At 72.6% G+C, this 17,086-nt stretch carries 12 protein-coding genes; 5 read left to right on the top strand and 7 right to left on the bottom strand.

What is annotated here, in order from left to right:
* Positions 1-6 precede the first annotated feature (6 nt).
* From ACIRA5_RS20365 to ACIRA5_RS20355, 3 genes are all read right to left on the bottom strand, one after another.
* Positions 7-2,103 (bottom strand): ATP-binding protein, encoded by a 2,097-nt coding sequence (locus ACIRA5_RS20365; RefSeq protein WP_403692509.1) that lies wholly within the window; start codon positions 2,101-2,103, stop codon positions 7-9.
* Positions 2,100-2,819 carry a DUF4255 domain-containing protein gene (locus tag ACIRA5_RS20360; RefSeq protein WP_143606978.1) on the bottom strand — a complete coding sequence of 240 codons (720 nt, stop codon included), beginning with the start codon at positions 2,817-2,819 and terminating at the stop codon, positions 2,100-2,102. Before ACIRA5_RS20360 ends, ACIRA5_RS20365 begins: the two co-directional genes overlap by 4 nt.
* A 133-nt stretch (positions 2,820-2,952) precedes the next feature.
* Positions 2,953-3,615 (bottom strand): response regulator transcription factor, encoded by a 663-nt coding sequence (locus ACIRA5_RS20355; protein ID WP_095856661.1) that lies wholly within the window; start codon positions 3,613-3,615, stop codon positions 2,953-2,955.
* 189 nt (positions 3,616-3,804) lie between these two features.
* Here ACIRA5_RS20355 and ACIRA5_RS20350 point away from each other — a divergent pair, with 189 nt between their 5' ends.
* The gene (locus ACIRA5_RS20350) at positions 3,805-6,630 is read left to right on the top strand and encodes a LuxR C-terminal-related transcriptional regulator (RefSeq protein WP_403692507.1); all 2,826 of its coding nucleotides are present in this window, start codon (positions 3,805-3,807) and stop codon (positions 6,628-6,630) included.
* Positions 6,631-6,642: 12 nt separating this feature from the next.
* Here ACIRA5_RS20350 and ACIRA5_RS20345 read toward each other — a convergent pair whose 3' ends face one another.
* Complete coding sequence (locus ACIRA5_RS20345; protein WP_403692506.1) at positions 6,643-12,186, bottom strand: hypothetical protein; 5,544 nt, start codon at positions 12,184-12,186, stop codon at positions 6,643-6,645.
* Positions 12,187-12,466: 280 nt separating this feature from the next.
* On the opposite strand from ACIRA5_RS20345, the gene ACIRA5_RS20340 reads away from it, so the two are divergent.
* The 3 genes from ACIRA5_RS20340 to ACIRA5_RS20330 all read left to right on the top strand — a co-directional run bounded on the left by ACIRA5_RS20340 (position 12,467) and on the right by ACIRA5_RS20330 (position 13,699).
* Positions 12,467-12,820 carry an SH3 domain-containing protein gene (locus ACIRA5_RS20340; RefSeq protein WP_403692504.1) on the top strand — a complete coding sequence of 118 codons (354 nt, stop codon included), beginning with the start codon at positions 12,467-12,469 and terminating at the stop codon, positions 12,818-12,820.
* Between the two features lie 59 nt (positions 12,821-12,879).
* A complete protein-coding gene (locus ACIRA5_RS20335) occupies positions 12,880-13,263 on the top strand; it encodes an SH3 domain-containing protein (protein ID WP_403692502.1) in 384 nt (127 codons plus the stop codon).
* A 64-nt stretch (positions 13,264-13,327) separates the two neighbouring features.
* A complete protein-coding gene (locus ACIRA5_RS20330; protein ID WP_403692500.1) occupies positions 13,328-13,699 on the top strand; it encodes a cupin domain-containing protein in 372 nt (123 codons plus the stop codon).
* Positions 13,700-13,753: 54 nt separating this feature from the next.
* Here ACIRA5_RS20330 and ACIRA5_RS20325 read toward each other — a convergent pair whose 3' ends face one another.
* From ACIRA5_RS20325 to ACIRA5_RS20315, 3 genes are all read right to left on the bottom strand, one after another.
* Positions 13,754-14,221: a peroxiredoxin gene (locus ACIRA5_RS20325; protein ID WP_403692498.1), complete on the bottom strand. Its 468-nt coding sequence runs from the start codon at positions 14,219-14,221 to the stop codon at positions 13,754-13,756.
* Positions 14,218-14,598 carry a MauE/DoxX family redox-associated membrane protein gene (locus tag ACIRA5_RS20320; RefSeq protein WP_403692496.1) on the bottom strand — a complete coding sequence of 127 codons (381 nt, stop codon included), beginning with the start codon at positions 14,596-14,598 and terminating at the stop codon, positions 14,218-14,220. Before ACIRA5_RS20320 ends, ACIRA5_RS20325 begins: the two co-directional genes overlap by 4 nt.
* A gap of 109 nt (positions 14,599-14,707) precedes the next feature.
* Positions 14,708-15,286: a TetR/AcrR family transcriptional regulator gene (locus ACIRA5_RS20315; RefSeq protein ID WP_403692758.1), complete on the bottom strand. Its 579-nt coding sequence runs from the start codon at positions 15,284-15,286 to the stop codon at positions 14,708-14,710.
* Between the two features lie 265 nt (positions 15,287-15,551).
* Here ACIRA5_RS20315 and ACIRA5_RS20310 point away from each other — a divergent pair, with 265 nt between their 5' ends.
* The gene (locus tag ACIRA5_RS20310) at positions 15,552-17,006 is read left to right on the top strand and encodes an MFS transporter (protein WP_403692494.1); all 1,455 of its coding nucleotides are present in this window, start codon (positions 15,552-15,554) and stop codon (positions 17,004-17,006) included.
* The last annotated feature ends 80 nt before the right edge of the window (positions 17,007-17,086 follow it).

Raw genomic sequence — 17,086 nt, 5'->3', positions numbered from 1 at the left:
GAGCAGCTACCAGGCACCCTCGCCCGGCACCAGCCGGCCCGCCTTGCGGTACTCGCGGCGCGCACCCTCCAGGAGGTCGGCCGTGTCGACCGGCGCACCGCGGCCGGCGGCGCCGTAGGCGGCCGTGACCACGGCGCTGCGGATCGAACCACCGGCCAGCTCGAAGTCCCGGGCGACGGCCCGCGGATCGCAGTCCTCGGCGCACGGCACATGGGTCAGGGCGTGTTGCCACAGGGCCAGCCGCTGGTCGGCGTCCGGGAACGGGAAGTCGATCACGAGGTCGAGACGGCGGGTGAACGCCTCGTCGATGTTGGCGCGCAGATTGGTCGTGAGCAGCGCGATGCCGTCGAAGGACTCCAGCCGCTGGAGCAGATAGGAGCTCTCCATGTTGGCGTACCTGTCGTGGGAGTCCTTGACCTCGGACCGCTTGCCGAACACGGAGTCCGCCTCGTCGAAGAGGAGCACGGCGTCGGTGCGGTCCGCCTCCGTGAAGATGCGTTCCAGGTTCTTCTCCGTCTCGCCGACGTACTTGTCGACGATCGAGGAGAGCTGCACGACGTAGAGGTCGAGGCCGAGTTCGGCGGCGACGACCTCCGCGGACAGGGTCTTGCCGGTGCCGGAATCACCCGCGAAGAGGCCGAGGACGCCCCGGCCCCGCCCGCCGCCCGCGCTCAGCCGCCAGTCGCCGAGCACCTGGTCACGGTGGCGGGCGCGCAACGCCAGCTCGTGCAGTTGCACCAGCGGTTTGTCGGGCAGGACGAGATCCTCCCAGCCGACGTCCGGACGGATCCGGCGGGCGTGCCGCTCCAGCCCGGAGGCGGACTGCTGCCGGGCGGCCAGCCGCAGATGAGCGGGGGTCAGCTCGGTACCCTCGAACACGGCGAGGCGCTGCGCGGCACGGGCGGCGCGCTGGATCCGGTCGCCGCCGAGCCGGTACGGCGCGACCACCGGGGCGAGGTCGAAGCCGGGGGCGGGCTCCGGTACGGGTGCGACATGAGCGGAAGTCTCGGTGTCGCCCCCGGTGCCGAGCGCCACCGCCCACGCGTCCACGGCTCCGGAGCGCAGCCGGGGCGCGTCCAGGACGAGCGGATCGCGATGGTCGCACCAGTGCGGGTCGTACGGACGCGGATCGGTGAACAGCACGGACACGTCGTCCACCGCCAGCGCCCGCATCAGCGGGGCGGGGTCCTCCGGCAGCGGCGACACGACGATCGCGCAGTCACGCAGCCGGGCCTCGCGCAGCAGCTCGGCGATCGGCTCCTGCCCGGCGGTCCTGTCCGGAGCGAAGTGGAGCGCCTCCTGCCCCGAAGCGTCGCGCAGCGCGCCCGCGGCACAGGCGAGACCGTCTCCCGCCCGGTGCTCGCGCAGATAGACGGTGAGCGGGGCGGCCGCCAGCCGGCCGGTGAGCCTGCGCAGGAAGACCTCGTCGTACTGCTCGCCCCGCACGGGCGCCCGGAGCCGGTGGACACGGCCGGTCAGTGCGGCGTCCAGGGTCTCGTCGCCCAACAGGTGCGCGATCAGCCGGTCGGGTACGCGCAACGACCTGCTCAGAAAAGGGCGTTCGGGTTCCTCGACGACGATCAGGCCGAGCACGGCCAGCGCAGCCGAGGGATGGAACCGGGCCCGTGCCTCGGCACGGTGTGCCGGAAGTCCGCACAGGTCGAGCGCGAGCCCGGTGGTGGCCCGGCGGCGGCTGACATCGTCGTTGAGGTAGCCGTACAGCGGCTCGAAGGTGCGGTCGAGGTCCGGGGCCAGCGCGATGAGCAGGATCCGGACGTCCAGCTCGGTCAGCCCGAGCCGCCCGGCCAGCAGATCCAGCCGGTCGCCCCGCTCGGGGACCCAGCTCTCGGGGGCGGGGTCCGCACCGGCGGGCTCCAGCAGATGCCGTACCGCGTCCTCGGACAGATACAGGCCGCGCAGCGGATCGGCCGCGGTGGGATCGGTCGCGCTGCGGTGTTCGACCAGCAACGCCACCCGCTCGCGGAGCCGGGACAGCCGGACCAGGAGCGCGTCGGCCGATCCCTCGAAGGCGGTGGCGGGTGAAGTGTCGTCGGTGGACGACGAGGTGTCGGTGGCGGCCGACGCCGGGACGTGCGGGGTCACTTCGCTCGCTTCTCTCCGTTTCGATCCTCCGCGACCGGGCGGTCCCCGGCCGGGAGCTCCGTACCCGCTGCCGTGTCGGCCGCGGTCGTGGACGCCAAGTGCCGTGCCCGGTGCCGCCGTTCGGGCGAGCCCTCCAGGGTTCCGTCCATCCCGCGTACGCGCACACCGGCGCCCTCTGTGACCGGCGGCCCGGCGTCGTACTCCGGGAACGACGGGAACGGCGCGGTCACCACCAGATCCAGCGACGGCTTCAGCTCACCGCCGAGCGCGGACCAGATCTCCGCGAGGGACCGGGACTCGGTGTGCAGATTCGCCACCGAGAGCGGCACGGAAAGGCCCAGTGCGGCCAGCGCGTCGGGCAGTGCGTGCGGGGGCAGGATCTCGTGGGGGAGCAGCGTCGCCAACACCGCGGACAGCAGGCGGTGTTCGTCCTGCGGCTGCTTGGTCCAGGCCGTCACGAGATACGACAGCCTGAACCAGCGCGGCGGCTGGCGGCGGCGCAGCACGATCCCACGTTCGTCCCGCACGGCCATGGCGCCGCGCTCACGGCGCCGCACGTCCTCGCGGATGTCGTACAAGTAGGCGTTGATGGCGGGCGCGTTGCGGCGGGCGGCCCACTCGCGGCTCGGCGCGTCGAAGGCGACCTCGATACCGGAACCGGCCAGCGCACCGCTCCTGAGCAGCCCTTTGAGGACCTCGTCCACCTCGTGAATCACCGTCGTGCTCCCGCCGTGCCGTCACGTTCTGCCGCGTACCAGCCGTGGGCCGGCTGAGTACCCGCTCTGTACCCGTCTGCTGTGATCCGCCCGGTGACCCGCTCGAGGGGCCCCGTGCGAACGAACGTCCGCCTCAGATGTAGCCTTCCCTGAGCGCATAGGCCACGGCGTGGGCGCGATTGCGCAGATGGAGCCGGGTGGTCAGCCCGTGCATCACGTTCTTGACGGTACGTTCGGAGTAGGAGAGCTTGCTCGCTATCTCTCCGGTGTCCAGTCCCTCGGCGACGAGCCTCAGCACATCGATCTCGCGCGGCACCAGGCCGGAGAGCGGAACTCCGGTCTGGCCGGAAGCGGTGCGCTGGAGCGAGCCCACCTGAGTGATGAGGCGTCCCAGCAGATCCGCCGGCAGATCCCCGTCGCCCCGCGCGGCCGCGAGCACGGCCTGCACCAACCGGTGCGCACTGGCCTCGTGGCGCCAGACGATGGCCCCGACACCGCACTCGATGACGTCGAGCAGCTCGGCCTCGCGGATCGCGTTCACCACCAGCACGGCACGCGCCCCGTCGCTGCGTACGAGTCGGCGCAGCCGGGACAGCGTGGTCTCGTCCGGTCCCTCGTTCACCAGGACGGCCACGGTGCCGGGCCCGGCCTCCGCGCTGTCGAGGAGGTCGATCACCGGGTGCTGCGCCAACTGGCTGCGCACCCCGGCCCGGGATATCGGGTCGGGTGCCTGGACCACCACCGGTATGCGGTTTCCGGAATCCACCGCGCCGGTGTCGGCGGGCCGCTGTGACACGCCTGCGTCAGTGGTCCGTAATGAACTGCGCAACCGCTTCTCCCAAATCCACGTGCTGGTAGCCCCTGTGTCGCCAGTGGCCGAAGGGTTGGTCCCAGACTTCTGTGCTTGGCGTGCCTCGCGCAATCGTGGAGGACCACGAGACGTACCACGAGATGGATCATGAAAAGTCCCCGACAGGAGACATCGATGGGCGAGACCGAGGCGCTGCGTGAACGACGGGAGGCACTCGAGCTGGTGGCCACCGAGGCGGACCTCGCCTGCGCCGGGTCCGGCCGTCTGGTGCTGCTCAAAGGGGCCACCGGCACGGGGCGCACCGCCCTCCTGGAGGCCGTCACCGAGCGGGCGGCGGCCCGCGGCATGCGGGTGCTGCGGACCCGCTGCTCGCCCGACGGCGAGGCCGGGGAGTTCGCGGCGGTCCGCCAACTTCTGTCATCGGGCGGCGAATTCGACACCGGAACCAAGCTGTTTCCGGACATGTTCGACGACAATCCGCAGCACTGGTCATACGCCGAACACCTGTGGAGGCGGCTGCGCTCCCACGCCGCCGACGCCCCACTGCTGCTGGCCGTGGACGACGTCCACTGCGCCGACCAACCCTCCCGCCGCTGGCTCGTCGACGCCGCCCGGCGGATCGACGCACTGCCCGTCCTCCTGGTGGCGACCGAGCGCAGCCAGTACGACATCGACCCACCGTCCGCCGGTCTGGCGCACGCGCTCTCGCCCACCCTGGTGCGCACCCACACGCTCGCCCCGCTGAGCGCGAACGCGGCGGCGCAGCTGGTCCGTTCGGAGGTCGGCGCCGCCACGCCCGCCTGGGTGGACGACTGCGTCCGGGCCGGCGCGGGCAGCCCCCTGCTGCTGCGCGCCCTGCTCGAGGACCTCCGCGCACAGGAACCGGACGGCGCGCCCCCGAGGAGCGTGCCCGACACCTGTGCCGCCCTCTACCCGGGCGCCTATCCGGCCGCCGTCTCCTGGTGGCTGGACAGCGCCGGAGAGGCGACGGCGAGGGTGGCCCGCGCTCTCGCGGCGCTCGATGCGGACGTGTGGGAGGAGGGCCACGCGGAGGAGTTCACCGGACTGCTCGCCGAGACGGCCGGCGCGGACCCCGCCCGGGTACCCGGCTGGCTGACCGCCATGACCCGCCTCGGCCTGCTGCGGCCCGATCCCGACGGACGGCCGCGCTTCGCCCACCCGCTGCTGCGGGACGCGGTGCTCAGCGGCTGGCCCACCGTCCGGCGGCAGGCGGCCCACCGTACGGCGGCCGAAGTGATGCTGGGCCGTGGCGACCGCGCCGAAGCGGTGGCCGGACAACTGCTGCGGACCCCGGCCGTGGGCGCGGCCTGGGCCACCGTGGCGCTGCAGGACGCCGCGTCCGTGGCGGTGCGGGACGACAGACCCGACGACGCCGTGTCGTATCTGCGTCGTGCGCTGGACGAACCGCTGACGCCCGCCCGCCGGACCATGGTCCTCACCGAGCTGGGCTCCCTGGAGTTCGCCGCCGCCCGCTCCTCGGCCGGGATACCCCGGCTGACCGAGGCGACCCGGCTGCCGGGCATGCCGCACGACCGGGTACGGGCGGCCGTGGCCCTGGGCACCGTACTGGCCCGGCGCGGCAAGGCGCGCGCCGCGATGGACATCCTGCGCGACCTGGACGAGCAACTGACCGGCCATCCGGACCTGACACGGCTGCTGCAGACCGCCTCGGCGCTGCTGTCGGACCATGACCAGGGCATCCGTCAGGAGGCGTACCGCTGGCTGCACGGTGCCGCCGAGCGGTCCCCGGACCTGGTCGGAACGGCAGGTCAGGCCCTTCTGGTCCGCTACGACGCGACGGCCGGACTGATCTCCGCCGCCACGGCCATGAAACGGATGCACGCCCTGCTGGACGAACCGGTCGACGCGCTCGCCGAACCCTTCCTGCTGGGTACGGCCGCCGCCGTCGCGCAATGGGCCGACGAACTGGCGGAGGCCGAGGGGCTGGTACGCCGGGGACTGGACCGGCAGAGCCCGTCCCTGTTGCACCCCATGCACCTGGCGCTGCTCAACGTACGGGCGGACATCGCCGCGACGCGTGGACAGTACGCCGATCTGCTCGCCGAACGGGCGGCCTGGCAGGTCACCGAAGCCACCCGCCGCCGGCCCTACCCGGCCAACGCGCACGGACACGCCGTGATCGCCCTGGTCGAGACGGGCCGCACCGAAGAGGCGGCCCGTCTCGCGGACAGCTTCGCCCTGGGCGACGCGCACGACTCCTGGGAACTCAACCGATTCCTCTACGCGCGGGGCGTGTTGCGGTCCGCGCAGGGGGATCACGCCGGCGCGCTGGACGACTTCCTGGAATGCGGCCGCCGGCAGACGGCACGGGACGTGGTGAGCCCCGTGGTCACCCCCTGGCGGACCGCGGCGGCCGAGTGCCGCAGCGCGCTGGGCCGCCCGCAGGAGGCCCTCACGCTGGCCCGTGAAGAACTGCGGCTCGCCCAGGTGTGGGACACCCCCCGGCTGGTGGGCCGGGCGCTGCGCGGGCTCGCCACCGCGACCGGAGGCCGTCGCGGTCTGGAACTCGCCGAACGTGCCGTGCGCATCCTGCGGGACGCCTCCGCGCAGACCGAGCTGATCCCCGCCCTGATCGGACAGGGGCGTCAGCTCGTCGCGGCGGGGGACCGGAGCCGGGCCCGCGACGCGCTGCGCGAGGCGGCCGAGCACGCCGAACGGCTGGGCGCGGTACGGATGCGGGCGCTGGCCGAGGAGGTTCTCCCCGAAGGCCGCTCCCGCGGCTCGGCGACCGCGCTCACCGGATGGGAGGCGCTGACCGGCAGTGAACGCCGGATCGCCGCCCTCGCGGCCGACGGGCGGACGAACGCCGAGATAGCCGAACTCCTGCACCTGGCCCGACGCACCGTCGAGACCCATCTGACCAGTGCCTACCGCAAGCTGGGCATCCGCCGCAGGACGGAGCTCACCGCGGTGATCGGCGAGCGGCCGGCGGAGCCGCTGGAGGAGCCGGGCGGCTGACACGCCCCCGCATCAGGACGTGAGGCGGCCGTCCGGGTCGTGGAGCTTGGTGTGGTTGGACGGGTCCTGGAGCATACGGCGGGCCACGGGCGCCGGGATCCGCACGACCACCGGAGTGGGGACGGTGAAGTCCCGTACGGCGACGGAGGGGGCGCCGGAGCGGCCCCGGTTGCTCACCCGGGCCACCACCCGCACGTCCAGGGTGAACTGCACCAGCGTCGCCTCGGACTTGGGCTTGTGCAGAGGCATCGAGCCGGACCCGTGGGCCGAGGCGTCGGTGGCGCCGCCGACCTGGTCGACGTTGCCGAGGAGCTGGTTCATCCGGAACTCGTCCGCGTTGAGCACACCGGCGCCGCCCAGGCCCCGTACCGACTTGTTGTGCTCCACCGCCTGCTGGTGGTCCGTACCCGTGGGCCGGGGCGCGTCCAGGGCGCTCTGCGCCACCGTCTCGAAGGTCATCTTGTCGCCGACGCCCAGCACGCGGCCGGAGCGCAGCCGGGCGTGCAGTGAGGTCCGCAGATCCTGCCCCTGCGCCCCGGAGGCGTGCACGACGGGCAGGTCGACCCCCGCCGCGGTGAGCAGTGGCAGGGCGGAGATCAGCCACTCGGTGGACACCGCCTCGCGCTGCGCGTACGCCGCCGCGTCGCCCGTCCTGCGGTAGCGCTCCCCGCCGTGCGCGGCCCGTACCGCGTCGTCGATCACCCGGCGGATCTCGGGAGCGCCGCGGAACCCGTTGACCTGCGCCTCCATCGGCAGGCTCACCCCGCGGCCGTGCCAGGGCCCCAGCCGGCTCGCTTCGGCGTCGTCCTGCCGCAGGAACGCCTGTCCCGCCTCCGCGCGCGGCACCGGCCGCAGCCGGGACAGTGCCTCGAGGTCCTTGACCAGAATGCGGTGGACCAGGGACTGGCCGCCGAGGGTGGCGAGGCCCACCCGCCCACGGGACGAGTGCAGTTCGAGGGTCGCCTCGATCGGCACCCGCATTCTGACGGAACGGGCGGAGGCCTCGGCGACGGTCTTCATGCCGAGCTGACCCCGCCCCACGGTGGCCGACTTCGTGACATCGCTGATGCCGACGCCGAGCCCGCCGGAGCCGCCGACGCTCTTGAGCGGACCACCGCCGCCCTCCGGCTTGCCCGCACCGGCCACGACCCCCTCGACGGTCCGCGTGTCGCTCTTCTCGCGGGTGTCCGCCCGCTGCGTGGCGGCCGAGGTGATGTACTCCATGTCGCGGCCGTCCTTCGCCTCGCCCTCGGACGTGCCCTGCCGGGTGCGGCGTACGCGGAACACGGCCCAGTACGGTGTGTTGCGGCCGCGGAAGAGTTCGACGGGCACCCCGCCGTCCATGGCCCCCGAGAGCAGTCCGGCCGAGCCGTCCCGGTCCAGGACGCGCAGCAGTCGCTGCATGTTGTCGTGCGGATCGGCCAGTTGCTGCTTCGGCAGCAGTTCGTCGGCGAGAGACCGGTCACGCCGCCCGACGTCGGCGCGCAGCCGCTCGAGCAGGGGAACGAAGTCGGGCAGTTCCTCGATCATGCCGAAGCCGAGCGGCAGCTCCTGGGCGAGGGTGGGCGCCGCCGGGGCGGTCGTGCTCGACGACTCCCCGCTCGGGGACGTCTCGGTCTGCTCCTGGGTGGCCTTCCCCTTGCCCTTGGACTCCTTGCGCTTGGACTCCGGGCCCTTGGGCTCCGCGCCCAGGCGTGCGGACTCCTCCTGCGAGGACGTCTGCCCGGCGGCCCCGGGAACGCGCAGGCCCGCCGCCGCCAACTGTTCCTGGGTGAGCCAGACGGCGGCCGCGGCGGGCAGCGTCCGCTCGCCCTTCGCGACGTACGGGCCGCCTCCCGTGACCTTGACCTCGCTGACCATCCGGACCACCAGATCGCAGTGGACCAGGTAGAGGGGCCGGGTGCGCGGAGTGTGGGCGTTGCGTTCGACGGTGCCGCCCAGCGTCGTCGCCGTCGCCGCGCTCCGGCCCAGGCTCCGCCCGGCCGACACGCCCTCGCCCAGCCGCCAGCCGGCGCCGTTCTCCGATCCGAGGGCGCCGCCCTGCACGGTCGTGGAGGTACCGCTGCCCTCCTGCCCGGTCATCTGGTGGCCGCCGAGCAGGAACGTCTCGGTACCCGCCCCGGTGCCCTCGGCCACCACCTCCGGGTTGGTGAGGGCGAACCGGGTACCGATCGCGCCGTTGAGCGCGTGGAGCCTACGGGGGTACTGCAGGTTCTTCACCACCCACCCGGAGGACACCGCCTGGCGCAGCGCCGAGGTGATGGCCTGCGGGCTGAAGCGTTCCTCGATCGCCAGCCGCGGCGCGAGGCCCTCTGTCTGCAGCGCGAGGTCCTCCCGCAGTTCCCGGTTGCGGCTCGCGGCCCGCGACAGGAGCTCGAAGGCCAGGTCCCGGACCGGTCCGCCGCCTCCGACGGTCTCCACCAGCGTCCAGTCCCGGACCGCCCGGCCCGCGATCGAGCGCGGCGCCATGGTCGACAGATCGCCGATGCCCGACGCGTTGAACTGCCGCTGCGGCGGCGCCAGTCCGGCGGTGCGCCTGCGGGTCCTGGCCGTCAGGCGGTCCTTCCCGGCGGTGTCCAGGGTGAACGCGGTCGGGGTGAGCAGCCGTACGTCCTGCTCGGCCAGGTCGAGCGCCTCGGTGTCCGCGGTCGAGGCGATGTGCACGGCGTCGGGTGCGTCCCGCCCCGGCATGCCCGGGGTGAGGGCACGTCTGGCGGTCCGCTCCCGTGTCGTCATGGTGACGTCCACGTCCAGGCGCAGGGCGCCGCCGAACGCACTGGTGTTCTCACCGCCGTTGGTGAGCACGTCGGAGCGTGTCCCCGGACCCGCCTGGTTGCGCCGGGTGCTCTGCCGGGTCCGCTCGCCGCGCACCGTGGCGGACAGCGCACCGGGGATCAGCCGGAACTGGCCGAGCGCCAGTCCGCCGATCGACCGTGAACTGGACCGCCCGCTCTGCGAGTTGCTGGTGACGCCGCTGTGGCTGCGCACCAGCCAGTCCTTCGTCTCCCCCTGGTAGCCCGTCTCGCGCAGGGCGCCGACGACCTTGATCTGCACGTCGTGCGCGTGCCACCGGCTCTTGCGCCGCATCCGGACCCGGATCCCGGAGGAGAGCAGCTGGTCCTTGTTGACCCGCAGGTTGGTCTCCGAGAGTACGGTGATCAGCTCGCGGTAGTTGCGCCGCTGCACCTCGCCCTCCTCGCGGCTCATCTCGGTCCCCGCCGCCGCGCCGAACGCGGGAAGATAGCCCGCGAGTCGCTGATCGGTGGCGAAGAGCCGCTCGATGCCGGAGAGCAGGGGAGCGATGTCCAGCTGGCTGATCGCCACACTCGACCCCATGGCCCCGAACGGCAGATGGCGCTCGTTGGCCGGACCGGCCGACGACCCGGCGCCGTCCCGTGAGTCGTCCCCCGGCCGCCGGTCGAGCTTCTTCCCGTCCGCGTCCGTTCCCGGCTCCCTGATCATGGGGCCCGCCGTGACGCCTTCGGGCAGTTCGAGGCCCAGCGAACGGGCCTCGTCGGCGCGCAGACTGACCCACACATCCATCGAGTGCCGGGCCGTGCGGGTCCCGGAGCGCACCTTCACGGCGGGGGAGAGCGGTCCGGTGCCCTCGACGCTGAACCGCACCTTGCCGAGGTAGAGCACCTTGTCGCCTCTGACCTCGGCGCCCTGACGGCTCGACACCGTCTGTTCGGCCACCGTGAACCGCGCTTTGCGCGCGCCGGCCGTGGGCATGACCGTCGCGCGCACCGCGGCGGCGTTGCCCAGCACGCCGAACCCCGCCGCCGGGCCCGCGCCGAAGGTCCCCCCTCGGCCCTTGGCCGCCGTGTGGGACACCGAGTGCTGTGCCTGCTGGTGCGTGCGCAGTTGGGTCTTGCCGGTCGTCCAGGCGGGCGACAGGGCGGTGAGGTCGGCGCGCATCCGGTAGGTACCCGTGGCACTGCCGTCCTTGGAGACGAGATCCTCCCCGATCACCCAGCCGCCCAGCAGCCGGGGCAGGTCCTCCAGGACGGTCGTGGCGGAGGTGGCGTCGTGGAGCCGGGCCCGCCCGGGCGCACCGCGGGAGGTCAGGGAGGGGTGCAGCACGGAGCGGACCGTGTCGAACAGGCCGCCGCCGCCCGGATGGGGGGCCGCGGCGTCGTCCAGGGCGACCGGGGCCAGCGAGTCCGCGAGCCGTACGCTGCGGGCGGTCCCTGCGCTGAGGGGGCGCGGCCGTGCGGGTGCCTCGGCGGTGACCGGCACCAGGTGTTCGGTGGGCACCCGCATCATGAGGGACCCGGCGCCGCTGAACGTCTGCGCCCGGCCGCCGCGCCCCTCGTCCTGGGCCTTGACCCGTACGCCGTAGCGCACCTGGCGCCGCATCTCGACGGACCCCTTGTCGCTGCGCAGCACCCGCGGTTCGGACATGGTCTTCTGCACACGGGAGTCGGTGGAGGACTGGAACGGCTGCGCGTTGGCCATGACCGCCCCGCCGAGCCAGACGCCCGGGACGACCGGCGCCAGCCCGAACGCCATGAAGTTGACACCCTTGCTGGACGAACCGCCCGAGGAGTGGCTCACCACGCCCGAGGTGTTGTGCTGGGTGTCCACCTTGGTGTTGGCGCCCTCGGCCATCCGCGCGTCCTGGGCGGCCTGCCGGGGGGCGACCTCGGTGCCGGTGCCGCCGTCGTGATCGTCGGCTCGCGCCTTTCCCTTCCCCTTGCCCATGGCGGCCTCCGACTCGGCCAGCAACGCGGCCATGACCTTGGCCTGTTGCGCGGCCGCGGCCTGAGCCTTCACGGCCTCGGGGGAGACGAAGGTCTCGGGCAGGTCGGTGCCGTCCCGGGAGATGGTGACGGTGACGTCGTACCAGCCCTTGCCCTCCGGGCCCTCGACGGCGAAGGAGCGGCCCTGGCCGTAGAACGTCTCCGGCCGACCGGCCAGTTCCTCGCCTATCTCGGCCACCGTCCCGTCGGACCGTCCGACGACCGTCCCGAGGGCGGTGGACACGAACTCGTGCCCGGTGAGCCCGTACGCCGTGGAGAGCCCCGCCGCCCGTAACTCCCGCAGGTACGGCGGCAGTCCGAGCGGCGGATGGGAGGAGCCGGCCCCGCTGCCGGTCGGCCGGGGGACCGGCCGACGCGTGCCCGCCCGACGGGGGCGCGTCGTGGTGGCGGCGCGCGGCCGGGCGTTCTCCGAGCCTTCCTCGGACTCCTCCACCGCCTCATCGACCGCGGGAAGCACCGTGGGCAGCCGGGTGGCGGCACTGCTCTCGGGCAGTTCCTCAAGGGTGGGCAGTACGGCAGGGGCGGTCCTCGGCGCACGTGTGGCGCCCGCCGCGCCCTCGGCGGCCGGGAGCCGTCCACGCAGTGCGCGCGCGGTCGCCGCGTTGCCCGCGTCCCGCTGCAGGGCCAGCAGCGCCTGCGGAGTCATCCCCGGGCCGGTCGTCGGCAACGCCGGGTGCGGCGCTGTGACCTCCGCGCCGTTCCTGGCGGCCGGGGCCGTGTCCCGGCCGACGGCTCCCCGGCCGTGGTCCCCGGCCCTGCCGTTCCCGCCCGATGCCTGCCGCTGCCTACGCACAGTGAGCCATTCCCGTCATGAGGACCGCCGTCCCGCCCCCATCGGATCCGTCCGCTGGGGAGCGTAACCACTGCGCCGGCCCCACAGGGAGCAAGATCATGGACTCGGGCATATGGACGCCCGCCGACCACCGAAGGGACCACGGCAGTACACCAGCGCTCCATCTTCCGCGGCCGTGCGCTCACTTCGAACACCGTTGAAGGGCATTGCCGCCGTGCTCACTCGGCGCCCACTGTGGCGGTGGTCGAAAGCGAAACACCACACACAGGGGGAATTCCTCATGCGCCGTATTCCGGCCGTCATCACCACGTGCGCCGCGACGCTCGCCTTCCTCGTCCCGGCGGGCCTTGCCGCCGCCGCACCTGCCGCGCCCGCGACACCCGCCGAGCAGGCGTACACCGTCGTGCCCTACGAGAACGTCAAGGTCCGCCAGCTGCCGAAGAAGGACAGCGCCGCCCTGGCCACCCTGACCGCCGGTCAGTCCTACACCGCGTACTGCTGGACCCACGGGCAGACCATCACGGACCACGGCTACACGAACGACATCTGGATCGGATTCGCCGACGGATTCAGCAGCGCCGTCTATTTCAAGGGCGACCAGTACGCGAATCTGCCGGCCTCCGCCCAGTGCTGAAGGCAGCGGAACTCACCGGAATTCACCGCGATCGTCCCTCCGTGCCAGGGAGTTCATCCATGAGCATCCGACGCAAGTCCGTCGCCGTCCTCGCCGGAGCCGTGCTCGGGTGCGGCCTGCTGAGCGCGGGAACCGCCTCGGCCTCGGCGCCGGCCGGCCTCACGCGGCAGGCCGCCTTCGAGACGTACACCGTCGTGCCCGGCGTCGACGCGCCGATCCGTTCCGGCCCGGGCAACGGCAACCCCGTGATCGGCAGGCTGCGGGCCGGGTACAGCTACTCCGCCTTCTGCTGGCTGTCCGGCGAGACGGTCGTCGACCACGGTTCCACCAGCCACATCTGGATCTATCTCTCCGACGGCCCCGGCATCGGCAACGGCTGGGTCAGCGCCCTGTACCTCCGCGGTGACGAGCGGGCCGATCTTCCGGCCTCGGCGCAGTGCTGACCCGCGGCTGAGGCGGGCGGACCAGTCAGCTGACTGAAGCCTCCTCGGGCCACCGCTTCGCACAATGGACGAGGCCCCGCCCGACCGCCTCGCCGAGCGAAGGATCAGCATGCACGTGGACGCCCATGACGACGAGATCTGGGCCGTACTCGAAGGTGAGATCACCTTCTTCGTCGGAGAGCAGCGCTACGACCTGGGCCCGGGCGACATCGCTTTCGGCCCGCGCGGCGTCCCGCGCCGCCATGTCGTGCGCAGCCCGGAATCCCGTCTGCTCGTGACCTCGGTGCCCACCGGGGTCGCGGAGTGGTTCACCCGCAACGGCACGCCGGTGGCCTTTGCCGGTGAACTGCCCGCGTCCCTCGGCCTGGACGCCGCTGTCGGCCTGGTGGGCGCCTACGACCTTCATGTCGTCGGCCCGCCGGCCACGGGCGAGTGACGCGGGCGCGCCGGGTCGAGGCAGGACGATCCGGCCGCCGCTGGGAGTCGAAGGTCAGCCCTGATGGGCCCGCAGCGCGGCGAGGGCCCGGTCCGCGTGGGCGCTCATCCGTAGTTCGCTGCGCACCACCTCCAGGACGGTGCGGTCCTGCGCGATGACGAAGGTGACCCGCTTCGTGGGTGCCAGGGAGAAGCCGCGCTTCACTCCGAACCGCTCGCGAACCGTGCCGTCGACATCGGACAGCAGCGGGTATCCGAGCGTGTGACGCCCGGCGAACTCCTGCTGCTTGTCGACCGCGTCGCCACTGATACCGACCGGCCGCCCGCCGGCGGCGGTGAACTCGGCGGCCAGATCGCGGAAGTGGCACGCCTCGGTGGTGCAGCCGGGGGAGAGGGCCGCGGGGTAGAAGAACAGCACGACCGGTCCCTCGCCGAGCAGCTCGGTCAGCTTGCGCTCCGTGCCGGTCTCGTCGGGCAGGGCGAATTCCTCGACCTTGTCGCCCACATCCACACCACGCGTCATGACTGACCCTTCCCACCATTGGCAACGCTGCGTGCCCACAGTACAAGGGGCACCTGCAAGGGGAGTCGCGCGATCGCCGCGGCCTTCTGCGGGGCGGGACGACGGCGCCAGTCCACGGCCATCTGGACGTTGGCGGGGAACACCCCGACGAAGAAGGCCGCGGCGGCCAGCGCGGCCACCCGGCGGGTACGGGGCACCGCCACCCCGGCGGCCAGCGCCAGTTCGGCGACACCGCTCGCGTACGTCCAGGTCCGGGGTGTCCCCGGCAGCGCCCGCGGAATGGTCGCGTCGAACTGCCGTGGCGACGCGAAGTGACCGACACCCGCGGTGGCCAGCAGGCCGGCGAGCAACAGGGCTGAGCGTTCCGACCGGGGCACGGTTCCTCCTCCAGGGGACTGCCGCAAGATATTACTGGAGGGTAAGTGTGGTGTGGGCGACGGGGTTCAGGAAGGGGGAGGGGTCCCTCCTGCCTGCCCCGGGCTGATGTCAGCGCGCGGCGCGCACGCCGTCAAGGGCCACCGTGAGGACCCGGTCGCGCTGGGTGTCGTCGAGGAAGTTCGTCGAGGTGATCCCGGCGACCATGCGCAGCAGGTCGTCAAAGCCCATGTCCGCGCGCGCCTCGCCGGCCTTCTGCGCCCGCTCGAACAGCGGGCCGCCCGCCTGGTACATCGAGTCCCGGCAGGTCAGGAAGATCTCCGACTCGTTGTCGAGCGCCTCACGGATGGCCCGTTTGGTCACGGTGTAGTCCACGAACCGCCGCAGCCACGAGGTCAGCGCCTCCCAGGGCTCCCGCTCGGCGAGTCCCAGGGCCGCCTGGCACAGGGTGTTCACCTCGTCCGCGTACACGCTCTCGAAGAGGTGGCGGCGGGTGGGGAAGTTCCGGTAGAGGGTGCCGATGCCCACGCCCGCGCGCCGGGCGATGTCCTCCAGGGACGCCTCCGCGCCGTGTTCCGCGAAGGCCTCGCGTGCGGCGGCCAGCAGAGCGTCGTAGTTGCGTGCGGCGTCTTTGCGGTGCGGGCGCCGGGACGCCACGATCCCGCCGATGGGGAACGGCTGAGCCGTCACTTGGTGCCTCCCGGCCGAGAAGAAGTTGAAGCGGAGGGTCACCTCCGTTATGGTGGAGGCATACCTCCACTTTAGCAGTCGGGGGTGCGTTCCCCGTGGTGTCGTGCGTCCGCACGCACCGTCGACGCGCTCGTACCCCCTGTGACCTCGAACGGGCCGTACGCAGCCCGCCTCCGCTCCTTGAGCGGCCGTTGCGCCTGCTCTGTTCCGTGTTCCGTTCTCTGATCCGTTCCGTTCCGTTCCGCTCCGTTCGGAGAGGCATTTCATGCCCACGAAGTCCACCCGCCTCACCTTCGCGGTCCTCGCGACCGGTGCGGGCGTGTTCTCCATGCTCCAGTCGCTGATCGCACCGGCCCTGCCGACCGTCCAGCACGCCCTGAACACCTCGCAGTCCACCGTGACCTGGGTGATGACGGCCTACCTGCTGTCCGCCTCGGTCTTCACCCCGATCCTCGGCCGGGTCGGCGACCTGATCGGCAAGAAGCGCACCCTCGTCGCCGTCCTCGTGACCGTGACGCTCGGCTGTCTGCTCGCCGCGCTCGCGCCGAACATCGGCGTCCTGATCGTCGCCCGGGTCGTCCAGGGCATAGGCGGTGCGCTGTTCCCGCTCTCCTTCGGCATCATCCGGGACGAGTTCACGGCGGCCGAGGTCGGCCCCAGCATCAGCAACCTGTCCGCCGTGATCGCCGCGGGCGGCGGCGTCGGACTGGTGGCGGCCGGTCCCATCGTGTCCGCGCTCGACTACCGCTGGCTGTTCTGGCTGCCCGTCGGCGTCGTCGCGGTCACCACACTGATCGCCCTGCGCTACGTCCCCGAATCCCCGAGCCGGGCCGAGGGACGCGTCAGTTGGCTCGGTGCCGTCCTGCTGTCGGGCTGGCTGGTCGCGCTGCTGCTTCCGCTCAGCCAGGCGGGCCAGTGGGGCTGGGGATCGGCCCGCGTGATCGGGCTGTTCGTCGCCGCCGTCCTGCTCTTCGCGCTGTGGCTGCTGGCCGAGGCGCGCTCCCGCACCCCGCTGATCGACCTGCGCGTCATGCGGCTGCCCGCGGTGTGGACCACCAACACCGCCGCGCTCCTGTTCGGCGCGGGCATGTACGCGATCTGGTCCTTCCTCCCCGGCTTCGTGCAGACCCCGAGCTCCGCCGGATACGGCTTCGGCGCCAGTGTCACCGCGGCCGGACTGCTCATGCTGCCGATGCTGCTCGCCATGTTCTGTTCGGGCGTGCTCAGTGGTCGGCTGGAGCCCGTCCTCGGAGCCAAGAAGCTGCTCACGACCGGTGCCGCGCTCGGTGCGGTCGCCTGCGGCTTCCTCGCCCTGTGGCACGACCAGCAGTGGCAAGTGGCCTTCGCCGCGGGCATCTTCGGCCTCGGCATCGGACTCGCCTTCGCCTCGATGGCCAACCTGATCGTCGGCAGCGTGCCGCCCGAGCAGACCGGCGCCGCGACCGGGATGAACGCCAACATCCGCACCATCGGCGGGTCCATCGGCGCGGCCGTGACCAGCGTTCTGGTGACCGGCCGGCTCCAGTCCTCGGGCCTTCCCTACGGCTCGGGATACACCCACGGCTTCACCCTGCTCGCCCTGCTCTGCCTGGCCGCGGCGCTGGCCGCCCTCCTCGTGCCGGTCCAGCGTGCCGGCCGGCTCTCCGCCTCGGCCCGCGCGGACGCCGACTCCGCGCGTACGGAACCGGAGGCGGCTGTCGCTCCCGGCGCGCGGAGCTGACCCGCTCCACGCTCGGCGTGACCATGCTCGGTGCGACCGCGTTGATGCGTGAAGGCGATGCGTGAAGTTTACGGATGAAG

This window comes from Streptomyces sp. NPDC096311 (assembly GCF_044763085.1).
Taxonomy (GTDB): domain Bacteria; phylum Actinomycetota; class Actinomycetes; order Streptomycetales; family Streptomycetaceae; genus Streptomyces.
The sequence above is the reverse complement of the archived record's forward strand: the minus strand, read 5'-3'. Positions and strand labels throughout refer to the sequence as shown.